Annotated in this window: 21 protein-coding genes; 5 read left to right on the forward strand and 16 right to left on the reverse strand. The window is 43.0% G+C overall.

Translation table 11 applies throughout. From position 1 onward, the window contains the following. Both QZ735_RS15000 and QZ735_RS15005 read left to right on the forward strand, forming a co-directional pair. Positions 1 to 332 (forward strand): 3-oxoacyl-[acyl-carrier-protein] synthase III C-terminal domain-containing protein (locus QZ735_RS15000; RefSeq protein WP_294249936.1); only part of this gene is annotated, 332 nt, incomplete at its 5' end. Positions 333 to 489: 157 nt separating this feature from the next. Then, on the forward strand, positions 490 to 996 hold the full coding sequence (locus tag QZ735_RS15005; protein WP_294249938.1) for a hypothetical protein: 507 nt from the start codon (positions 490 to 492) through the stop codon (positions 994 to 996). Positions 997 to 1,059: 63 nt separating this feature from the next. On the opposite strand, the gene QZ735_RS15010 is transcribed toward QZ735_RS15005, so the two are convergent. The 4 genes from QZ735_RS15010 to queG form a co-directional block, all read right to left on the reverse strand. Then, the gene (locus QZ735_RS15010; RefSeq protein WP_294249940.1) at positions 1,060 to 2,364 is read right to left on the reverse strand and encodes a deoxyribodipyrimidine photo-lyase; all 1,305 of its coding nucleotides are present in this window, start codon (positions 2,362 to 2,364) and stop codon (positions 1,060 to 1,062) included. 6 nt (positions 2,365 to 2,370) lie between these two features. Next, positions 2,371 to 2,829 carry an SRPBCC family protein gene (locus tag QZ735_RS15015; protein ID WP_294249942.1) on the reverse strand — a complete coding sequence of 153 codons (459 nt, stop codon included), beginning with the start codon at positions 2,827 to 2,829 and terminating at the stop codon, positions 2,371 to 2,373. Between the two features lie 363 nt (positions 2,830 to 3,192). Beyond that, on the reverse strand, positions 3,193 to 3,870 hold the full coding sequence (locus QZ735_RS15020; protein WP_294249943.1) for a TIGR02117 family protein: 678 nt from the start codon (positions 3,868 to 3,870) through the stop codon (positions 3,193 to 3,195). Positions 3,871 to 4,202: 332 nt separating this feature from the next. Further along, the gene (gene queG / locus QZ735_RS15025) at positions 4,203 to 5,156 is read right to left on the reverse strand and encodes a tRNA epoxyqueuosine(34) reductase QueG (protein WP_294249945.1); all 954 of its coding nucleotides are present in this window, start codon (positions 5,154 to 5,156) and stop codon (positions 4,203 to 4,205) included. Positions 5,157 to 5,250: 94 nt separating this feature from the next. Here queG and QZ735_RS15030 point away from each other — a divergent pair, with 94 nt between their 5' ends. From QZ735_RS15030 to QZ735_RS15040, 3 genes are all read left to right on the forward strand, one after another. Next, positions 5,251 to 6,462, forward strand: a complete 1,212-nt coding sequence (locus QZ735_RS15030) for a porin family protein (protein WP_294249947.1) — start codon at positions 5,251 to 5,253, stop codon at positions 6,460 to 6,462. A 78-nt stretch (positions 6,463 to 6,540) separates the two neighbouring features. Continuing rightward, positions 6,541 to 6,840, forward strand: a complete 300-nt coding sequence (locus tag QZ735_RS15035; RefSeq protein WP_294249949.1) for a rhodanese-like domain-containing protein — start codon at positions 6,541 to 6,543, stop codon at positions 6,838 to 6,840. A gap of 26 nt (positions 6,841 to 6,866) precedes the next feature. Next, on the forward strand, positions 6,867 to 7,484 hold the full coding sequence (locus QZ735_RS15040; RefSeq protein ID WP_294249951.1) for a hypothetical protein: 618 nt from the start codon (positions 6,867 to 6,869) through the stop codon (positions 7,482 to 7,484). Between the two features lie 32 nt (positions 7,485 to 7,516). Here the strand turns inward: QZ735_RS15040 and QZ735_RS15045 are convergent, their stop codons facing one another. The 12 genes from QZ735_RS15045 to QZ735_RS15100 form a co-directional block, all read right to left on the reverse strand. Next, positions 7,517 to 8,284: an alpha/beta hydrolase gene (locus QZ735_RS15045; RefSeq protein ID WP_294249953.1), complete on the reverse strand. Its 768-nt coding sequence runs from the start codon at positions 8,282 to 8,284 to the stop codon at positions 7,517 to 7,519. A 12-nt stretch (positions 8,285 to 8,296) separates the two neighbouring features. After that, positions 8,297 to 9,286: a nitronate monooxygenase gene (locus QZ735_RS15050; protein WP_294249955.1), complete on the reverse strand. Its 990-nt coding sequence runs from the start codon at positions 9,284 to 9,286 to the stop codon at positions 8,297 to 8,299. A gap of 81 nt (positions 9,287 to 9,367) precedes the next feature. Continuing rightward, positions 9,368 to 10,738, reverse strand: a complete 1,371-nt coding sequence (locus QZ735_RS15055) for a peptidylprolyl isomerase (protein WP_294249957.1) — start codon at positions 10,736 to 10,738, stop codon at positions 9,368 to 9,370. Positions 10,739 to 10,825: 87 nt separating this feature from the next. Beyond that, entirely contained in the window at positions 10,826 to 11,749 is a 924-nt protein-coding gene (locus tag QZ735_RS15060; protein WP_294249959.1) for a PfkB family carbohydrate kinase, read from the reverse strand. A gap of 27 nt (positions 11,750 to 11,776) precedes the next feature. Further along, positions 11,777 to 12,334 carry a gliding motility lipoprotein GldD gene (gene gldD, locus QZ735_RS15065; RefSeq protein WP_294249961.1) on the reverse strand — a complete coding sequence of 186 codons (558 nt, stop codon included), beginning with the start codon at positions 12,332 to 12,334 and terminating at the stop codon, positions 11,777 to 11,779. A 197-nt stretch (positions 12,335 to 12,531) separates the two neighbouring features. Then, positions 12,532 to 13,572, reverse strand: coding sequence for an A/G-specific adenine glycosylase (mutY, locus tag QZ735_RS15070; RefSeq protein WP_294249963.1), 1,041 nt, complete (start codon positions 13,570 to 13,572; stop codon positions 12,532 to 12,534). A 138-nt stretch (positions 13,573 to 13,710) separates the two neighbouring features. Continuing rightward, positions 13,711 to 14,157 (reverse strand): hypothetical protein, encoded by a 447-nt coding sequence (locus QZ735_RS15075; protein WP_294249965.1) that lies wholly within the window; start codon positions 14,155 to 14,157, stop codon positions 13,711 to 13,713. 77 nt (positions 14,158 to 14,234) lie between these two features. Next, complete coding sequence (locus QZ735_RS15080; protein ID WP_294249967.1) at positions 14,235 to 15,596, reverse strand: DUF5458 family protein; 1,362 nt, start codon at positions 15,594 to 15,596, stop codon at positions 14,235 to 14,237. Positions 15,597 to 15,616: 20 nt separating this feature from the next. Then, positions 15,617 to 16,063 carry a type VI secretion system contractile sheath small subunit gene (locus tag QZ735_RS15085; RefSeq protein ID WP_294249969.1) on the reverse strand — a complete coding sequence of 149 codons (447 nt, stop codon included), beginning with the start codon at positions 16,061 to 16,063 and terminating at the stop codon, positions 15,617 to 15,619. A gap of 256 nt (positions 16,064 to 16,319) precedes the next feature. Next, positions 16,320 to 18,413 carry a M13 family metallopeptidase gene (locus QZ735_RS15090; protein ID WP_294249971.1) on the reverse strand — a complete coding sequence of 698 codons (2,094 nt, stop codon included), beginning with the start codon at positions 18,411 to 18,413 and terminating at the stop codon, positions 16,320 to 16,322. A 1,294-nt stretch (positions 18,414 to 19,707) separates the two neighbouring features. Beyond that, on the reverse strand, positions 19,708 to 20,550 hold the full coding sequence (locus QZ735_RS15095) for a hypothetical protein (RefSeq protein ID WP_294249975.1): 843 nt from the start codon (positions 20,548 to 20,550) through the stop codon (positions 19,708 to 19,710). 286 nt (positions 20,551 to 20,836) lie between these two features. Next, on the reverse strand, positions 20,837 to 21,081 hold a 245-nt coding region (locus QZ735_RS15100; RefSeq protein ID WP_294249977.1), incomplete at its 5' end, for a hypothetical protein.

Consider the following 21,081-nt stretch of genomic DNA (forward strand, 5'->3'; position numbering starts at 1 on the left):
CCAATGTTCCCGAAGCGATGAAACAATGCCTTGACAAAAGCGGGCATTCCATCCACGACCTGAATAAAATCATCATCCATCAGGCAAACGAGAAAATGGATGAAGCTATCGTCCAGAGATTTTACCAGTTATATGATCTCCCGATGCCGGAAGGCATCATGCCGATGGTGATCAGCAAACTGGGGAACAGCAGTGTGGCAACTATCCCTACCCTGCTGACCATGATCCTGAAAAACGAAGTCGATTCTCATGCCCTGCAGGAAAATGATGTCGTTCTTTTTGCCTCTGTGGGAGCCGGGATGAATGTGAATGCTTTTGTCTATCAATTCTGATAAAATTATGCGCCTTTACCTATAAAATATTTCCTTATCCCCTTGATTTATTGAAATATATTAAATAGCTTTTCCGTTAATTTATTCTTTTTAAGAATTAATCAGGTTCTGTTTTTCCAAGGAAAATATAATTATTTTTGTGTTAAGAAAAAGTAATATGCCTGTTAACGTCGCCCACAAGCTGATTCCGATGACGGATTTTGTCATTGAGTATTATTCCCACGAAGGTTATGCCGATCTTCAGACATTAAGACTGATGAATAACTATGCGACTTTTCTGAAAAAACCGTTAACACTGGGAATGTTTGTCCCGGTGGATGCCAGGGGCAATATCCTCAAGGAGCCGAAGAATTATACTTCATGGAAATCACTGGAACATAACAGAAAAAAGACAGCAGGTTCTGTAGACAGTTCCGCTTTTGAAGAATATAAAATTTACCAGAAAGCAGAGCGCAAATGCCTGTTTGAGGGATTTTCAATAGCGTATAACGGCTATTCCGTAGTACGGATCACCGCTTCGTATAACGATGCCATTGAGCTTTCTTTCAATAAAAATGAGAAGGCATTCCAGAAATTCACGGACGTGGAATCACTGACTCATTTCCAGGAAATCTATCTCAATGCAACGGCAATTAAAAAATTAGGCCTTACCAATAAGCTGTGATCTATAAACCTGGATTGTATTGCTTACCGGTAAAGCCTGTATGATAAGTGAGGATTTCAATGATTAATTTTTCACCGCTTTCCCATATACTTCCAATGCTCTTTTCCTTGCGGCCACATGCTCTACGATGGGTTCCGTTTTCCTGTCTTCCTCATCTAGCCATTCTTTAATGTAGTCCTGGTTCTTATCAAATTTCTTCATCTGTTCCTCCGGATTGAATACCCTGAAATAAGGCGACGCATCACATCCGCAGCCTGCTACCCATTGCCAGTTTCCGTTATTGGAAGATAATTCATAATCCAGGAGCTTTTCCGCAAAATAAGCTTCGCCCCAGCGCCAGTCGACCAGCAGGTGTTTTGTAAGGAAACTTGCCGTGATCATCCGTACCCGGTTGTGCATAAAACCGGTCTCGTTGAGCTGGCGCATTCCTGCATCCACGATAGGGTACCCTGTTTTGCCTTCGCACCAGCGCTTAAATTCCTTTTCATTGTTCCTCCATTTGATATTTTCGTATTTTTCTTTGAACGGATGATTGACGACTTTCGGGAAATGATAGAGGATCTGCATGAAAAATTCTCTCCAGATCAGTTCGTTTAGCCATACTTCATTATGCTTTTGGGCAAACTGTACGCATGTACGGACGGAAATGGTTCCGAAACGAAGGGCTACACCCATCCGGGTAGTATGGTCCATACCGGGAAAATTCCGGTATTTATCGTAATCATCGATGATTGATTTATCTAAGGACGGCGGGTCGAAAGTAAGATCTGTTTTTTTAAAGCCCAAATCTTTGAGTGAAGGGAATTTCGAAGCTTTGTATTGCATGAACTTTCCAAAATCCGTCTTGAAATTTTTAATGGCCCCTTTTGATTTCAGTACTTCTTTCCATTTTTTCGAATAGGGCGTGTATACGGTATAAGGCTTACCGTCTTTCTTTACCACTTCATCTTTCTCAAAAATCAGCTGGTCTTTGCAGCATGTAAGTCTTGAATTGTTTTTCTGAAGCAATGCATCCACTTCCTTATCGCGTTTTATGGCGTCAGGCTCATAATCGGTGTTGGCGAAGACCGTGTCAATTGTATATTTTTTACTGAGTTCTTTAAAGATGTCCAGGGGCTTTCCATGAAAAATGCTCAGTCCGCTTTTATGCTTCTTCAGCTCGTCATGCATTCCGCTCAGGACCTGATGAAAATAATCGACTCTTTTGTCTGATTTGTCTTCGAGTCTGTCCAGGATTTCTTTGTCAAAAATAAAAACCGGAAGCACGTCTTTTCCGGATTTCAGGGCCTCTGATAGCCCGGCATTGTCTTCAAGCCTGAGATCCCTCCGGAACCAGAAGATGTTGATGGATTGTTGATTTGCAGCCATATGAAATTATTTATTGAAACGTTCCTCCAGTACTTTATAACGGTAGTCAAAAATGTCCTGCACTTTCTTCTTCACCATCAGGCTGTGCACGATTTCCCCCAGGAATCCCAGAGGCAGCTCATAATCTACCGTGTCCTTCATCAGGATCCCGTTTTCATTCTGTATGAATTCGTGATGGTGGTGCCATAATTTGTAAGGCCCCTTTTTCTGGAAATCGGTAAAGCTTTTGTGAAAATCCACCTGGATGATTTCAGTTTGCCATTTCATCTTAATCCCGAATAAAGGAGAAACGAAGTAGTCGATAAGCATTCCTTCATAAATTTCATCGTCTTCAAACTGGGTAAGTACGATAAAATTCATTTCTTTCGGGGTAATCTTTGAAAGATTATTGGCGGCTGAGAAAAATATCCAGGCCGTTTCTATGTCACAGTTCAGCTGTTGTTCGCGGTAAAGCCGGTGTTTCATTATTTTTTATGACTTTAAATACAATTAAAGTACCACACCTGAGGCCGCATTACCGGAAAGAACGGGAAATTTCAGATGATCAGGAAAAAAAACAGTTTTTACGCATGCCAGGAAACCGCTGAAACAGCAGCAGGCAAGAAACAGAATCAATCTGTAAGTTTTGCAGACCGAATGACAACACTCAAGATTTCAGCAGCAAAAGAAATGTACCTCGCACAGGATAAACACCGCCCTACGTGACCTTCATCGCCGCATCAGTGAATCATTGTATTATCCCATTATCAAATTGCTACATTATCAAATTGCTACATTGCTACATCGCTACATTGTTACATTGCTATATTGCTACATTAAAATACACACCTACCGGTAATGCCGGAAAATCCCGAAATCAGTGGGTGTCCAGAGGGCGGCTTTCTGTCCGGCGGCTTTCAGGGCGTTATTCGTCCAGGTGTTGCAGGTATCCAGAAAACTGTATGTGCCTTTGGCATCATAGAAAGCATCGGTATTTCCGTATACGGCATTGGTGGGAATAAGAATGAAATTGCCGTTCGAATCTTTATCGAACTTCTCTTCCACAAATTTTACAATCTTTTTGTACTGCTCACTGCTGATCATGATTTTTTTACAGTCGTTGCCTTCTTCCATGGTTTTATAATAAGTGCAGTGCATTGCTGATTCGCTGAGCCAGAATGCGGCTTTAAAGGCGGTGGAAAATTTCAGGTCGGCCCACGTGGGTGTATCCAGATAAAACCCTTTGTCGCCCCACCCGACTCCGACGAAACGGTAATCCGCCTTTCCGGATTTTGTATGGGTAACCGGAATTTTGGCGCTCCAGTCCATGATTTCATTGGTTACCGGCATTACGATATCCGTATGCACGCCGTTGGTATAAATATAAACGGGAATTTCCTTTTTCAGGCCGTCGTCCTTTGCAGGCACTTCAATAAAGGGAATGAAATAGCCAAGGGCTATGTAGACTATAACAATTCCCAGGATTATTCCAATGGTTTTCAGGAGAAGAAAAAACATTTTTTTCACTGTCTTATTTTTTTGATAGGGATGAATAAGATTTAACTAAATTTTCATAAAAGTATTTGTTTCCGGCGAACTTTTTGCTAAATTTAAGTACAAATCCTTTACAAATATGCAGAAAAACACCAAAACCGGCAAAAGATTCAAGATCAGAGTAAAAATTGCTCCCAAAAGAATACAGAAAAAACGTTGATTTTCGGCAGGTCATCCTCCGGAAGTCATTTTTTTTTCTCTTTTGATCTTTCATGTTCTCATCAATCCGATGATGAGAGATAATTGATTACCGCTTCACTCCGGAACTGCAAGATGTTCCGGATACAGCTTTGTCAGTTTAAGAATCATTCCGGATTTTGATCTGATGATGATTTTGTGATGAATTCAATATTGCGTTTCAGGCCGGCAAATTTGGTACGTTTCACCGGGGACTTCCTGAAAATCTCAGAAAAGAGTTCCTGTGTAAGCTCTTTCCACTCTCCTTTTTTGAAGTTTTTAAGCTGTTCGTTCGGGCGGAATTTTTCCTGCAGGTTGGGAGCAGAAAACCGGTTCCATGGGCAGACATCCTGGCAGACGTCACAGCCGAACATCCAGTCGTCCATTTTCCCTTTGAAGTAATCGGGAATCTCATTTTTCAGCTCAATCGTTGCATAGGAAATACATTTGCTTCCATCGATCAGCTTTTCAGAAACGATGGCATCGGTAGGGCATGCATCAATGCATTTCCTGCAGGTCCCGCAATGATCGGTAGCCGGATGATCAGTTGCCAGTTCCAGGTCACAGATGATTTCGGCCAGAAAATAAAAAGATCCGCTCTGGCGGGTGATCAGATTGGCATTTTTCCCTACCCATCCGATTCCTGACTTCCTTGCCCAGCTCCTTTCCAGTACCGGCGCAGAATCCACAAATACCCGGAACCCGAAACTGCCGATTTCCTCCTGCAATTCTGCCACCATGTCCCGCAGGATCTCCTTGATCACCTCATGGTAATCTTCGGCGTAGGCATATTTTGAAATCTTGAAATTTTCCAGCGCAGAAATCTTTTCTTCCGGGAAATAATTATAAGAAAGGGAAATCACCGACTTTGAGCCTTCTACCAGTAATCTAGGGTCCAGTCTTTTATCGAAATGGTTTTCCATATACTTCATTTCTCCATGAAAGTTATTCTTCAGCCAGTTCTCCAACGGCCGGGCATCTTCCTCAAGGAAATCCGCTTTCGAAATTCCACAACTCAGAAACCCGAAGCTTTTGGCTTTGGACTTGATGAGCAGGGCATATTTTTCAGCGTTTACATTCATAATTTCACCTTGCAAAATTAAGATTATTTTATAAATTTGCCGTTGTTTAAGAGCTGGCACTTTCGCCGGCTTCTGAATTTTAAAAAAAACAGCCATGAAAAAAATAATTGTAACGGCAGTCCTTCTTTTCGCTGCCACCGTGAATGCCCAGATCAGATTTGAAAAAGGATATTTCATCGATAATTCCGGTAAAAGAAATGAAGTTCTGATCAGGAATACCGACTGGAAAAACAATCCTACCGAATTTGAATACAGGACCGGAAGTTCCGCGGATACGGAAAAGCAAAATATCCGCAACGTCAGGGAGTTCGGTATCGAGGGACAATCGAGATACATCCGTGAAACCGTCCTGATCGACCAGTCGCCGGAACAGATGAGTACGATGTCGCATGAAAGAGTCCCCGACTTTACCGAAGAAACAGTCTTCTTAAAATACCTGGTGGATGGGAAAGCCGACCTTCTGTATTATGAAAACAAGGACATCAGGCGATTTCTCTTCAGAATTGACGATAACGAAATCAGGCAGCTGGTGTATAAGCCTTATTACTTAACAGAAATGCAGATCACCTATAACGAAGACTACAAAAAACAGCTTGCCGAAAACCTGAAATGTGATACTTCCCTGCCGGATTTTAATAAAGTGAAATACGATACGAAAGATCTGATGCGTACTTTTACAGCATATAACGGATGTTCAGGTGACGCCGTACCGGCAACCTATGAAGCAAGTGAAAAACGTGATCTTTTTAACCTCAATATCCGTCCGGGAGTTCATTTTGCCACTTTTGAAACGGAAAATTTCTATTATAACAGCAAAAATACGACGCAGTTTGACAGGAAACCTTCCTTCAGAATTGGGGTGGAAGCAGAATTTATCCTTCCTTTCAATAAAAACAAATGGGCCCTTTTTGCCGAGCCTACCTACCAGTCCTATAAAGCGGAAACGGAATCTGTTGTTTATCCGGGACAGTATTTTGAGTCAACCTCCAAAAGGAGCATTGATTATAAATCCATAGAACTTCCTTTCGGGATCAGGCATTATTTTTTCCTGAGCAGCCGGTCAAAACTATTCGTCAATGCAGCCTATGTATTTGATTTTGAAATGAATTCCAGCATCCGTTATGATTACCGGGAGTTTAAAATCTTTTCCGGGAACAACCTGGCTTTCGGGGCCGGCTTTAAGTACAACGACCGGTTCCTGATTGAATTCCGGGCTTCCACAGCCAGGAACCTGATGCTGAACTATGCGAACTGGACCTCCAAATACCAGACCTATTCTCTGTTGTTGGGCTATACGGTATTCTAAACAAAATAAGAAAGCATATATGGATTATGATTAAAATTTTCCGTATTTTCGTTAGGTATTTTAATAAAAGCAAAATTTATGTCTTTATCAGAAATCTTAACATCAGGAAATTATCAGTTAATCGACGTCCGTGAGCCAATGGAGCTTGAAATGGACGGCCATATAGAAGGTGCCAAAAATATTCCGCTGGGTGAAGTGGAAGACCGCAAGGATGAAATTTTATCCATTGACCAACCGGTAGTCCTGTTCTGCAGAAGCGGGAACAGAAGCGGGAAAGCACTGGAATACCTCAACACCCAGGGCCTGAAAGAAGGCTATAACGGCGGAGGCTGGGCTGAACTGAAACAGGCAATTGATGCAAATAAAGGAACTTTTTAAGGTTCCTTTTTTTATATACTGGTAGTATGGATTTACAACTGAGGTTTATGGAAAACTGTCGCCGTTTTACAGATAAGGCAGCCCTTATTGACAGTCTGTGGTCTGAAATTGAGGCCAAATATTCGGAAAAAGGAAGGCATTACCACAACCTGCATCACCTTGAACATCTTTTTACTGAACTGGATTCCGTAAAAGAGAAAATCAGGGACTTTACAGCGGTTTCGCTCTCCGTTTTTTACCATGATGTGATTTACGATCCCACTTCAACATCCAATGAGGAGAAAAGTGCAGCATTTGCCGTATCGCGGCTTGGAAAACTCTGTGCTGATGCGGATATCATCCGGAAAGTCTCAGAGCAGATCCTGGCCACCAAGTCACATCATCCGGCCGGAGATACGGATACCGGTTACCTTCTGGATGCCGACCTTTCCGTTCTTGGGAAGAATACGCAAACCTATACGGAATATACTCAACAGATACGTAAAGAATATGCCGTCTATCCGGATTTCCTCTACAGACCCGGCAGAAAAAAGGTATTGCAGCATTTCTTAGCTTCTGAATACATTTTTAAAACAGAAGAATTCAGGCAGAGATACGAGGTGCAGGCGAGGGAAAACCTTGTGGCTGAATCTGAATGGCTTTAGACAAAACTATAGTTCGTAAACAGGCTCCGTGTCTATAATTTACCTATAAACCTGTAGGATTTTTCCAGTATGAGTTCCGGGATTTCTTTATGGGGCGTGTGTCCCACCCCGGGAATAACCAGTTTCTCTGACGTCCCGCTGACCCGGGAAACGGTTTTTTCCAGCTGATCCAAAGTTCCGTATTCATCTTTTTCACCCTGGATGAATAACAGCGGTGCTACAATCTCTGACAGCTGGTCCTCAATATTCCAGCTCCGGAACCGGTTGCTGAGCCAGATTTCCGTCCAGGCTTTAACCATCATTTCCACTTTGTCTCCATGGTACTTTTTCAGCCTTTCAGCAAGATCGGTAGTGCGGTACGCATGTAAAGCTTCCGAAACGCCTTTCACCGTAATCTCCTCGACAAAAATATGGCCGGCTTCACAAATGACCGCTTTTACTTTTTCAGGATATTTTGCAGCCATAATAAGGGCAATGGTTCCCCCGTCACTGTGTCCAAAGAGAATGGCATCCTGTATGGAAAGGGCTTCCAGCAGTTCATTCAGCAGGTCGGCTTCTTTTTCCATATAATCCGGATTTCTTACAGAAGAATCCATCGGAAAAGATCGGCCATATCCCAGCCGGTCATACAGCAGTACGTTGCACCGGGCAGCAGCAGAAAGCTTTTCCGGAAAATCCCTCCAGAGTTGCGTACAGCCCAATGAATCGTGCAGGAATACGAGCGTAGGCCTGTTATCGAATGGATTTCTACCGGCGGTATACAGCTTTTTCCCTGTGATCTCAATTATTCTTTCGGTCATCCGGGATCCATTTCAGAAAGAAGGCATTTTCGCCTCTTCAAATTCTTTCAGCAATTGACGGAAAACGGTTTCCACGGGAAGCACTTCATCAATCAGTGCCGATACCTGACCGATTTCCAGTTCCCCTTCCTCCATGTCGCCTTCAAACATCCCGCGTTTTGCCCTTGCCCGTCCCAATGAGGCGATCAGGGATTCCTTGTTTCTTCCGGTACTGTAGATTTCTTCAAGTTCGCTGAAGAATTTATTTTTCACCATCCTCACAGGTGCCAGTTCTTTCAGGGTAAGATGGGTATCACCTTCCTGAAGCTGTGTAATCTTCTGCTTCCAGGTATCGTGGGCACTGGCTTCGGTAGTGGCGGCAAACCGGGAGCCTATCTGTACTCCGTCGGCCCCGAGGATCATGGCAGCCTTCATCTGGGAGCCCAGGGCAATTCCGCCGGCAGCGATCAGCGGTCTGGAAGTATGCTTACGTACGTTGGGGATCAGGCAGAAAGTAGTAGTCTCATCCCTTCCGTTATGTCCTCCGGCCTCAAAGCCTTCCGCAACAATAGCATCCACTCCGGCTTCTTCACATTTGACGGCGAATTTGGTCGATGACACCACGTGAGCCACTTTCAGTCCCTCTTTCTGCAGGGTTTCGGTATAGGTTTTCGGATTCCCGGCGGATGTAAAAACAATTTTTACGCCTTCCTCAAGAATAATCCCGATGACTTCATCAAGGTTAGGGTACAGCATAGGGACATTAACGCCGAAAGGCTTATCCGTAGCCTGCCTGCATTTACGGATGTTTTCCCTCAGTACGTCAGGGTACATGCTTCCCGCCCCGATCAGCCCTAATCCGCCGCAGTTAGAAACGGCAGATGCCAGCTTCCATCCGGAATGCCAGATCATCCCCGCTTGGATAACAGGATACCGGATCTGAAACAGTTCATTGATGCGGTTCTGACTTTGCTGCATGCCGTGAAGTTTCCTTGCCGAATTGAAATCTATAAAATTACTCATCCCGTAAAAATAATAAAAAACAGGGAAGTGAAGGAATACGGATAAAAAAAACCTTCAGAAAATCTGAAGGTTGTTATTGCTCTATTTTTTCAATGAATCTTTCTTCCAGCTTCCTTTGAAGGCACAGGCATCATAGCGGCCGTCAATGGAAATAAAAGTGGTCGGCAATTTTGAATTTACATATTTCTCAACCATTTCATTCTTTGTTTTATTCAGTGCCATCTGCTTTATCCGGTCATAATCCGTTTCCAGGGTGATCTGGTGGGCAGGGATCACATCTTCCATCTTGATGATCTTCACTACTTTTCTGTCTCTTTCATCCTTGTCTTCGAAAGCGGCAGTAATATCTCCTTTGTTGAGGCCGGCCAGCTCATAGCTGATGGTTCCGGGAACACTTTCGCGCTCAATCTTATTGGAACCGTCCGCTCCCGGGATAATCCCTGCATTGAACTTGGTTCTTTTATCATCGGAGAATCTGAATGATGCATCTTTGAAGGTCATTTTTCCACTCTGGATGAGTCCCCTGATGCTGTCAAGCTTGGCTTTTGCCGTTTTAACTTCATCATCGGTAGGGGTTGCCATCAGCAGGATGTGCCTGGCTTCATACATTTTCCCGGATTTCTTTACCAGCTGTATGAGATGATAACCGAACTCGGATTCTACAGGTTCAGATATTTCCCCTTCCTGAAGATTAAGGGCTGCCGCCTCAAAGGGTTTTACCATCTGGCCTTTGGAGATGTTTTTCATCAGTCCTCCGGTAGCAGCGGATCCTTTGTCTTCCGAATAGATCCTGGCCTGGCTCTCGAATGTTTCGCCGCCTTCGATATCTTTTTTGATTTTATTCAGACGGTTGATCAGGTCTTGCTTATGGGCTTCCGTAAGTTTTGGAAACATCATGATCTGGGAAAGTGACACTTCATCCTTGATTTCCGGCAGCTGTGATTTGTAAAGGTTGTAAAAATCGGTTACCTCGTTCGGGGTAACGTCTGCTTTTTCTGTGATTCTCTGATATTTTGCCTGCCCGTAATATTGGTCGGTATCGATTTTTTCGATGGCGTTTTTCATTTCATAGCCATTCCTGAATTTATAGGCTGCCAGCATGGTCTTTTCATCCGGAAACTGGGAAAGCATCTGCTGGTATTTGGAATTGGCCTGCTCTTTAATGGCTGCAGAACGGTTTTCGATCAGCGTATCTTTTCTGGCTTCATAGACCAGGAGTTTATTATTGAGAAGGTTTTCCAGAAACTCACACTTATCAATATTGGTAGCCCCCTGCTGCTTGGCATAGTTCAGCTGCTCGTTTACATCAGACTCCAGCACAATTTCATCACCGATTACCGCAGCAATACCATCCACCAGTTCTCCCTGTTTCAGCTGTGCATTCAGGGTATTGAAACCCGTCAGCATCATGAAAAATGCAAAAAGAAAAGTGATCTTACGTTTATTTATCATTTTAGTATTTTAAACAAGTTGCAAATTTAGAATTCTTAATGAATTACACTAAATTTTTTATTATAAATATTTCTTAAAAGAAAATACCTACTGAAGCTCCACATCGAAGGTTGTAAGTTCCTTGAACTGTCTGAGCCTTTCATACATATCGGCTTCACTGACTTCCTGGATTCTTTCGGTTCCGAACTTTTCAACGGTAAAGGAGGCCATTGCCGAACCTACGATCAGGGCGGATTTCATGGTTTCGAAATCGGTTTTCCCTTTTTTGGCCAGGTAGGCTGCAAAACCTCCGGCAAAAGTATCCCCGGCTCCGGTAGGATCAAATACTTCTTCCAGCGGAAGTGCCGGAATAGCGAACACCTTTGCATCGTGGAAAAGCAGCGCACCGTGCTCGCCTTTCTTGATAATTACGTATTCAGGTCCCATGGCATGGATTTTCTTAGCTGCTTTTACCAGTGAATACTCACCGGAAAGCTGTCTGGCTTCCTCATCATTGATGGTAATGACATCTGTTTTGGCAATCATCTCCATCAGGATGTCCCAGGCACTGTCCATCCAGAAGTTCATGGTATCCAGGATGACCAGCTTCGGGCGGTTGTGCATCTTTTCAAGTACCGAAAGCTGTACGCCCGGATGCAGGTTCCCCAACAGGAGGATTTCTGCATCCTGCATGGATTCGGGAATTTTAGGATCAAAGTTCTCCAGTACGTTAACCTCAGTGGCCAGGGTGTCTCTTGTATTTAAATCGTTGTGGTACTTTCCGGACCAGAAGAAGGTTTTTCCGTCTTTTACAATTTCGATTCCTTCAATATTTACGTTTCTGTCCGTAAACATATCCAGGTGCTCCTGCGGGAAATCCCCTCCCACTACGGAAACGATTCCGGATTTTACGGCTAAGACGGAAGAAGTAATCCCGATATAGGTGGCTGCACCTCCCAAAATCTTATCTGTTTTACCAAACGGCGTCTCGATTGCATCGAATGCAACACTTCCTACAACTAAAAGTTTCATATTTTTTTCAAAGTATATTAAAGTCGGTTAATTTTTCCATTCAAACGTATCCAGCAGATGCTTCATGTCTTTTTTGATGTAATCCACTGCGGGGGCCAGGGAGTCCGGCTTTGGCCTGGTATTGAAATACAGATAGGCGGTTACGAAATGCCTTGTGCTGTCCGTCATATAAAACTGGAGGTTGGAGGCACTCTGCCCTTTCAGCTCATAAAAGTTTCCGTACACTTTTTTCTCCGGGTACTCAAAGGATTTGGTATCGATGGCGCTTGCCTTGATGGTATGCTCATAGACCATTTTTTCAGCTTCTTTGATATGGTCTGAAAAGTCGTTCTGTATCGGGTAATAGGTTATAAAAACCTTGGCTTTCATTTTTGGATAGTTCAGATAATACCAGCACGGCCTTTTGGCATCCGTAATTTTTGCAAAATCAGAATATTCAAAAGTATAGGCACAGTTGTTTTCAAACTTCTGGTATCGGGGTGCCGGATATTCCAGGCGGAGTTCTCCGTAAGGCTTCGGAACAGGGTCTTTGCCGCAGGATACCATAAGCAGGGCTGCAAAAATAAAAAGGGCATTTTTAAACATTTTGCAAAAGTACAAATTAGATTTCAGATTCGGGAGGACAAATTTCAGGATTTCAGCAGGTTTGAACCGGGAACCTTTGCCGGAACCGAATTAAAGATGATGCTGCATGAATCATCACCATATTCCGTTGGCGGGGCCTTTGCGGTTGAAATCCTGAAGGGATGTCTCAGTTCTTTTGTCTGACACCTTTTTCCCGGTCAATAAAACAACTGCTCATGTTTATTGCGGATATAGTTTTCCAATGGTTTCGGAAAAGACCGGGTATGGGAATCCCGGAAATCAGTAATAAGAAAAGAATGATCAGCAATGAATTTTTCCCATGCTTCTTCAGCATCTACCTCTACATTAAAGACCTCAATCGTCAGGTTCTTATGGGTAAGCTTATGCTGCAGCGTCCGTACGCTCCGGATACAGGAAGTCAGCTCCCCGGGGATTTCCGTGGGAAACTCATACAGTTTCTTCCAGATAAAGTCGTCTTTCCGCTGCCGGATCAGGAACTGTCCGTTCCGGTGGACAAAGTAGTAGGTGAGATGAAGATCGGTGGTTTTTGCCTTTTTCAGTTTCACCGGAAATTCGGAAACCCTGTTCAGAGAGAAGGCCAGGCAGTCTTCATGAACCGGGCACTGCGGGCACAAAGGATTTTTCGGTTTACAGATTTCGGAGCCCAGATCCATCATGGCCTGATTGAAATCCCCTACATTGTCAGGAAGGATCAGATGCGCCAGTTCTGAAAAATAGCTGAATGCCTTTGCGCCGGAGATATCGAAATCATCTGCAAAGATGCGGCTCAGGACACGGTAAAAATTACCGTCCACCGCCGGCATTTTTCCGTTGAAACAGATGCTTGAAACTGCTGCAGCGGTATACTTCCCCACTCCTTTCAGCTTCAGGATCTCTTCGTACACCTCCGGAAAGGTGCCGCCGTAATCATCCATGATCTGTTTTGCCGCTTTGTGAATATTGATAGCTCTGGAATAGTAGCCCAGCCCTTTCCAGTGCAGCAATACCTCATCTTCATCCGCTTCTGCCAGTGTCTTTACGTCCGGGAACCTTCTGATGAAATTATTGTAATGATTCAGCCCCTGGCTGATCCTTGTCTGCTGAAAGACGATCTCACAGATCCATATTTTATACGGATCCCTGGTCTGTCTGAAAGGGAGGTCCCTGGCATTATCTTTATACCAGGTCAGGAGTTTATTGCCGATGTGCCTGAAATCAGGCGTTTCTGTTTTTTCCAATCGATTCTTCTTTTTCAGGGCGGATATCCGGGTGATGCTTGTACCGTACTGCCAATCCAGTCTTCTGCAAAACAGCGGCCAGGAAAGGCAGGATTACCAAAGGAATCATGCCGGATTTCGGATCCCTGCAAAGATAATTTATTTTTCAGTTTTTACGGAATAGACCGGTGCCCCTTTCAGCCACTGGTATTTCAGGTTTTTTTCTTTGGCGATAAACCGGTACCCTTCCAATTTTTTAAGATAGACATACATCGGTGACTTGAGTTTCAGTCTCTGACCGGAGATGATCTGAAGCGGAAAGACAACGATGGAGTCTCTTGTTGTTTTCAGCACTTCCCCGGAAGAGATCCTGTAGATGAATACGGATTTCCCGCGGCCGGAGGAACTGTCCACCGGTTTGATCTGATCTGTGGAGAGCACCAGGTCACTGGCATCGAAACATTCTTTTTCATTCATTACATACGCTTTCCCTTCCTGTCTTTCATCAGCAAAAAGGTCGATCTTGTAATTCTGCTGCATTCTTTTATCTTCACAATTCAGCAGCAGGAAAAGTACCGGTACCAGATACAGCAGTTGTGTTTTCATAGATAATGCTTTATAGATCTGAAAAATACAGAACCGATGGAAAAGCATCGGTTCTGTAGGTATCATTTTTAGTTAACTTAATCCTGGGTGTATTCTGCATCCCACTCATTTCCGTCGTCCCCTTTGTGGCCGTCCAGCTTGATGACAAAACTTTTCGTAGGGAAATAAGGCGTCAGGCGGATATCCAGCCAGACACGGTCTTTGTTTACCCTGTCCTGTTCGAAACGTACGATCTTGAATTTTTCGATCAGCTTGTCCGGCCCTTTGATGTTATCCAGGAACTGGACGATTTGTCTCCTCAGGTCATCTTCATTTTTGGCATTCCAGTTTTCGAAAGCCCTTCTGTTGAGGAAATCGAGCAGTACTTTGGTAACATAATCGAACACGCGGACTACCGAATAGGTCTGAAGGCCGATATTGTCGCCGGTAAATAATGTTTTTGCAGAGAAAGCCATGATTTTCCCGTATTCATTCACCATAGGAACCAATCCCATTTTTTCCATCTGGGAAATCTCGCTTTTCTTCAGTTCGAATTTCACAGCATCCACTTCATTGATGTTTCCGTGTTTTTTACCGGCTGCCACCTGGGACATAAGGGTTTTATGGATCTTCCCGGCCAGTGAAGTGGAAGGCGGAAGCTCTACGTTTTCCTCTTCCCCGATTTCTTCAGCCCTGCCTCTTCCTACCAGCCAGTTGCAGGTCATGATCACGTTACTTCTGTGAAGCTCGCCTCCGGTAAGGTTGGCGGAATGAAACAGATCCACCACGTCATCCGGCTTATCCAGATTGGCAAAATCGGTTACCATCATTACCTTGTTTTCATTACAGATCTTGGCCCATTTTTCAATCACCTTATTGGAGCCCAGGTATCCGGGAATAGCCAGGATGGAATAATTGTCCCTGAGATCAAGACGGTCATAATAATTTTTGAATTCTTCAGAGATGGCATCGATAAATACGGGATTATCCAGATCGGACACCTGATCGAGACTGGCGTTGACGATGCTCACATTATCTACCTTATCCAGCTCGGTATTTTTGTAAAACTGGGCTACCGTCCTGTAATTGGTTTCCAGCATGCGCACGGCATCGAGTGTATTCTTAAGGTTCTGCTTAAGGCTTTCTTCTGCTGCCTGTGCCTTGGATTTGCAGGTATCGGCCATCTGATCTGCAGATTCACTGCCTTCCAGCAGGTTTACCCACAGGTTGATTTTCTGCAGAAGCTCTTTGCGTTCTTCTTCTTTATTGCTGTCATTCAGGAAAATTTCCTTTCTTGCTTTCCGGGTAGGGTTCATATTGGCAATACCGTCCACTACGGATTCCACGAAGCCGAAACCTCCTATTTTATTGAGTTCGGCAAGCGGGTTTCCTTTCGGCTGGCCTGCATGCTGCTGTCCGTGCTGCTGCTGATTCTCAGCTGCCTGTAATTTGCTGTCCATGATTGATGTAACTACTTTAATTATTTTTCAAGTTCTTGTGCCACGTTTTTCAGTACTTCAACAAATGCTGCGCGGGACTGCTCGTTTTCAAGCATATTGCGCAGGATTTTATTTGTTTTCAGCTGGCGTACGATTTTATTGTACTGTTCCTGCTCCATGCTGAGCTGCTGCAGGTATGCTGATTTCTGGGTAAGACTTTTAGGGGTAAAATCTGAAAGGGTCTGAAAACGGAATTCCTCTTCCACCACATTACCGTCTTCCGCTTCGTGCTGTACGTTTACGGAAGGCTGGAAATGCCTGAAGACGTCTTCCATGGTTTTCAATCCTGTTACAACTTCAGGAACGTAAGACTCATCGGTAGTAAGCTGGCTTACAATCATCGATTTGTTTTCCTGTATGTTCTGAATAGCTTCATTGGCATCCACTTTTATTTCGTTTCCGCCGACGCCGTAATTAAACATTGCCATATTATTGTTATTTTGAGATGTTTTATTCTGGTGTGAATTGTCCTTGTCAGCAACAAACAGCTGACCAATCCAATGTTTAAATTTAAAAAAAAACTGTAACATACAAAATTTTGCGATGGTTTTTATTCAAATATTTATGATCATGACAATAAAATATCTACCTGATCAATATTTATTCATTACTAAGCTAGGAAAAATAAATAAAAAACGCACCGTTTCCGATGCGTTTTTATGTTCTTGCGTTTTCAGACTCCGCTTACCAGATCCTGATCCTGTCCTGAGGAGCTTTATACATTTTATCCCCCGGCTTGATATCAAATGCTTTAATAAAAGCATCCTGATTCACCAACGGACCGTAAGCCCTGAATATTCCCGGCGAATGCGGATCCGTTTTCACCTGGTTGGTCATGTACTGGTCGGTGGACTTGGTTCTCCATACGGTAGCCCAGCTCATGAAGAATCGCTGGTCCTGGGTAAACCCGCTGATGGTTCCCGGGTTGCCGTGGTCTTTCAGATACATCTGGAGGGCGTCGTAAGCCACGGCCACACCACCAAGGTCACCGATGTTTTCACCACTGGTGAATTTCCCGTTTACGAAACTTCCTTTTACCGGTTCATAGGCGCTGTACTGGGCAGCCAGCTGGCCTACTTTGGCATCAAAATTCTTACGGTCTTCATCGGTCCACCAGTTGTTCAGGTTACCATCGCCGTCGAATCTTGATCCGCTGTCATCAAACCCGTGGGAAATCTCGTGGCCGATAACAGCCCCTATTCCTCCGAAGTTCACTGCAGCATCCGCTTTAGGGTTGTAAAAAGGAGGCTGCAGGATTGCTGCAGGGAATACGATTTCATTGTTTGATCCGCTGTAATAGGCATTGACGGTCTGCGGCGTCATTCCCCATTCGGTCCGGTCTACCGGCTTTCCTATTTTGTCCAGGTTTCTCTGGTACTGCCAGGCGGAAACATTCTGCAGGTTGGAATATAAAGTAGCGCCCTGCTTGGGAGATTCCACTTTCAGCCGGGTGTAGTCTTTCCATTTATCCGGATAGGCTATTTTCACGGTAAATTTCGATAATTTTTCCTGGGCCTTTACTTTGGTAGCAGGAGACATCCAGTCCATGTCGGCGATATGCTGCCTGAATGATTTCAGGATATAATCGATATAGGTTTCCATCTGGGCTTTCGCTTCAGGCGTAAAATATTCTTCCACATACAGCTTCCCGAACGCTTCTCCCAGTACACCGTTTACCATGGAGAGCCCTCTTTTATTCATCGGGCGCTGTTCTTTCTGTCCCTGAAGGTAACGGGAATAGAAGTCGAACCTGATCTGCTCCAGGCTGTCATCCAGATTGCTGGCATTGCCGTTGATCAGATGGTATTTCAGGTAATCTTTCAACAGCGGCAGGTTTTTCTGCGTCAGGAAAGAATCCATATTCTGATAGTATTTCAGTTCGCCTACGATGACCTTATCGGTGTTTACGCCGGCCTCTTTCAGGTATTTCGGGAGGTTGATATTTTTCACCAGTGCCGGAAGCTCGGATACGTTCTTCGGGTTGTACCGCAGATTGGCATCCCGGTTCTGTTCAAGAGTTAGCAGGTAGTTGGCCAGCTGTTTTTCAAAATCCACTACGTTCCTGGCTGCGGCATCCTGATTTTTATAGCCCAGTACCCCGAAAAGCTTTCCGACATAGGTCTGGTATTCTGCCAGGGTTTTGGTATTGGCTTCATTTACTTTCTGGTAATAATCCCTTCCAAGCCCGAGATCCGGACCGCCGAGATAAACCGCATTCATTTTAGAATTCTTCATGTCCGCGCCCACTCGCCATCCGTAGAAGGAATTATCACCGACTTTGGTTGCCTCCAGCAGGTATTTCTGAAGGTCATTAAGGTTTTTAATGGCATCGATCCTTGCGAGGTCGCCTTTGATCGGGGCCAGGCCTTCCGCATTCCTTTTTTCCGTATCCATGAAAGAAGCATACAGGTTCTGGATTTTCTGGCCTTCGGAGCCGGCAGGATAGGATTCCGACAGGATTTTATTTAAAATATCCAGCGAAGCATCATCCACGTTTTCCCTCAGCGCATTAAAAGATCCCCAGCTTGCTTTATCAGAAGGAATCTGGGTGGTCTTTACCCAGTTTCCGTTGACATAACTGAAAAAATCATCCTGCGGACGTACACTTTTATCCATATACGACAGATTGATCCCTTCTTCCTGTGCTTCTTCTTTCACCGGTGCCGCCACTGTTTTAATGGTTTCAGGCTGCTGGGCATCCGCCTTCTTTGCCGTACCGCATGAATTCAGGAATACAAGACCCGAAAAGGCCAGTATTCCGATATTTAACTTTTTCATTAAAGATATTTTTGATGATATACTAACTAACCAAATATACGAATTATGTCGATAGATTATCACCCCTGCAGGAGTAATTTCTTTACGCTGCTGTTTTTTGAACAGGGTTTTTATCGCATCGTTCTTTTGATCCGCATGGGGTTGCAATATTTTAGCGCATGACAGAATATTCCTCAGCATGTTCTGAGTTTTATGAATTTCTTCCGGAACTTCAGCGGCATGATGGGCTTTTATTAGTTGAATACGCTATGCTGAGAATTGACCACTTTTAAGGTTGGAAGTGACAGGAAAAGGATGAAAGCAATAGTATAGTAGTCACCGGAACCTCTAAGATGACGTTTCACAATATCTCAACTATTATCGGCCAGCATAATGACAAGATGCAGGATTGTATAATTTATTTGCTATTAATTTTTGTTCGAGTATATGTAACATTTCATCTTTATCAATATCCAGCAGATTTGTATTGATTGACATGGAAAGCGATGAATTATAGGTATGGACATAAATTTTGGAATGTCGCCCGCTTGTCATCTGAACAGTTGCAGTACTAAAATAGGCAATCTCGTTCCATACAAGAACTTTCCGTCCGGATATATTATTGGTTATTCCGGTATCATCAATTTCCAATGCATATATATGATTAAAAATCTTAATGCAACGGCTCATATATATGCATAAAGTATATATTAATGCACTCATTACAGCCATTAGAATTATTGTAATCAAGCAGAACCGGAAAGATATTTGAGCATCATTTCCGAACAGGTTAGCTACAGCAATACAGCACATACTCAGACCTATAAGAATTATGAATAAAATTGCTGATATCTCAAACCTTTTAAATTTAATTTTTACTTTCATCTTATATTTTATTTATCTTTATAAAAGGAATATTATAAAGTCATCTGCTCACTGAGTGAGATTTATCTGCCGGCATCGTTTACCTACTACCGGAATCGTATTTTGTAACATCAGATCCAAAATGGATTCATTATAATCTGTCAGATGAAAAATTTCTTGTTCATGGAGATATTATAAAGTTAATCCAATTCATTTTAAAATTATTTTTTCCGATCACCTTAGTATTGAATTGGATTCCAGTCAATTAAGGATTGATTACTGGTTGAGCATTGACGATATAATAAGGGATAAATCTTCCAATTCAAATCTTTTTTCTTCAGGAAAGCAGTGACGAAATACGGTTTTATCAATATAAAGCATTTCCTTTTTTTTAAGATCCGGATATTTATCATATCAAAGGGAGCTCCTCCTTTTAATACTGTACATTAAATTACTTAACGGTCTCTAATTCCAGGACTGTCTTTGTGTTGTCAATGTTTGTATATTCAAGTTTTACAAAACCCAGTTCAGGATTGAAATATGAAATAAGTCCGGTTTTACCAATTCTGCTGTCTGCCTGTGCATGGATAACGTAACATTCTAAATTTCCGAATTTCGTTATGATCTTTTTCCTGTCTTTTATTTCATAAGTATATTGATTCTCAATATCGCCTTTCCATGAAAGCCATCTTTTATCCGACCAATGATCTCCGATTTCCAGGCTCCAGTTCCATTTTGTTCCTCTTTGGTAAGGTGCTTTTATATAAGGAAAGGGATTTATTTCCAGAATTTTGAAAAAATCGTTTCTTGGCGGATGGATCCAGACATTCATTTCATTCTCTATTGCACCGGTTTCTTCCGTGCTCAGAAATCTGCCGTCAGCCATAACATATTTATATTCTATGGCGGTTTGGTTATAACCGGGAACCACTCCCTGAAACGGATTTCCATGCCTGGGTGTTAAAATTAAATGAGTGACGGTCTCTTTATCCTGATCATCGATCTTCACAAATTCCCAATCAGCAACGCTATAGCCTGCAGGCTGTACAATTTCCTTCCCTCTTTTTATCAGAAATTTTTGTCCTTTTGTATCCTGGTAAAAATAGGTGTAGGTAAACTTCTTCCCATTGGTATATATGATATTATCGGTATTGTACATCTCATCATATGTTCTTCTACTATCGGGCTTTTCAACGATGATCCCTTCATCATCAATACTGTATTTTTCCAGATTCGTTTGTGCAGAAAAAGAAATACTCAATAAAATGAACGGTATTGTATGAATATGTTTCATTTGCAGATATTTTAGATGGGTGATCACGTTGTAAACCTACCCTATTACAAACCTTTAATGTTATAAAATCATATTTTCTGATTACGTAATTTCCAGGTAGGGTTTCCGCAACGTTCATTCCTTTTTTAAACAGCCCTACACTTAAAAGCTTTCGGTTTATATTTCAACAAGATGACGTTCAACATACGATCCAATGGAGGTTCATGGAGCGTATTAAAAACACGTACCTTATTTGAATTCAATGATTTCAGCCGGAAAGCTTATCTACTTCCGGCAACCATAGCAGTCATTTCCCCAGAAAATAGCTGTTTTCCTCAAGAACTTCTGCGCCTGTACCATTATTAAAATAGCTTACTCTTATACTTCCCAAATGGTCAAGATAGTAGTAAATACTTATTTTCACAAAATCAAAATACTCTTCTGAAGTGTGTACAAACTGCAGCACCAGGATTATGGAAGTCGTGCTGGAAATGGTTATGTTTTCTTCATACTGAACCCCATCTATGTAATGTGCCGTTCTTGTTACAAATG

This window comes from uncultured Chryseobacterium sp., from assembly GCF_913776365.1.
Taxonomy (GTDB): Bacteria; Bacteroidota; Bacteroidia; order Flavobacteriales; family Weeksellaceae; genus Chryseobacterium.

What these genes read in the sequence shown, in the direction of transcription:
- QZ735_RS15005 (WP_294249938.1), top strand. Translation starts at nt 490, where the DNA reads ATGCCTGTTAACGTCGCCCACAAGCTGATTCCGATGACGGATTTTGTC.
- QZ735_RS15010 (WP_294249940.1), bottom strand. Translation starts at nt 2,364, where the DNA reads ATGGCTGCAAATCAACAATCCATCAACATCTTCTGGTTCCGGAGGGAT.
- QZ735_RS15015 (WP_294249942.1), bottom strand. Translation starts at nt 2,829, where the DNA reads ATGAAACACCGGCTTTACCGCGAACAACAGCTGAACTGTGACATAGAA.
- queG (WP_294249945.1), bottom strand. Translation starts at nt 5,156, where the DNA reads ATGAATGTAAACGCTGAAAAATATGCCCTGCTCATCAAGTCCAAAGCC.
- QZ735_RS15030 (WP_294249947.1), top strand. Translation starts at nt 5,251, where the DNA reads ATGAAAAAAATAATTGTAACGGCAGTCCTTCTTTTCGCTGCCACCGTG.
- QZ735_RS15035 (WP_294249949.1), top strand. Translation starts at nt 6,541, where the DNA reads ATGTCTTTATCAGAAATCTTAACATCAGGAAATTATCAGTTAATCGAC.
- QZ735_RS15040 (WP_294249951.1), top strand. Translation starts at nt 6,867, where the DNA reads ATGGATTTACAACTGAGGTTTATGGAAAACTGTCGCCGTTTTACAGAT.
- QZ735_RS15045 (WP_294249953.1), bottom strand. Translation starts at nt 8,284, where the DNA reads ATGACCGAAAGAATAATTGAGATCACAGGGAAAAAGCTGTATACCGCC.
- QZ735_RS15050 (WP_294249955.1), bottom strand. Translation starts at nt 9,286, where the DNA reads ATGAGTAATTTTATAGATTTCAATTCGGCAAGGAAACTTCACGGCATG.
- QZ735_RS15055 (WP_294249957.1), bottom strand. Translation starts at nt 10,738, where the DNA reads ATGATAAATAAACGTAAGATCACTTTTCTTTTTGCATTTTTCATGATG.
- QZ735_RS15060 (WP_294249959.1), bottom strand. Translation starts at nt 11,749, where the DNA reads ATGAAACTTTTAGTTGTAGGAAGTGTTGCATTCGATGCAATCGAGACG.
- gldD (WP_294249961.1), bottom strand. Translation starts at nt 12,334, where the DNA reads ATGTTTAAAAATGCCCTTTTTATTTTTGCAGCCCTGCTTATGGTATCC.
- QZ735_RS15075 (WP_294249965.1), bottom strand. Translation starts at nt 14,157, where the DNA reads ATGAAAACACAACTGCTGTATCTGGTACCGGTACTTTTCCTGCTGCTG.
- QZ735_RS15080 (WP_294249967.1), bottom strand. Translation starts at nt 15,596, where the DNA reads ATGGACAGCAAATTACAGGCAGCTGAGAATCAGCAGCAGCACGGACAG.
- QZ735_RS15085 (WP_294249969.1), bottom strand. Translation starts at nt 16,063, where the DNA reads ATGGCAATGTTTAATTACGGCGTCGGCGGAAACGAAATAAAAGTGGAT.
- QZ735_RS15090 (WP_294249971.1), bottom strand. Translation starts at nt 18,413, where the DNA reads ATGAAAAAGTTAAATATCGGAATACTGGCCTTTTCGGGTCTTGTATTC.
- QZ735_RS15095 (WP_294249975.1), bottom strand. Translation starts at nt 20,550, where the DNA reads ATGAAACATATTCATACAATACCGTTCATTTTATTGAGTATTTCTTTT.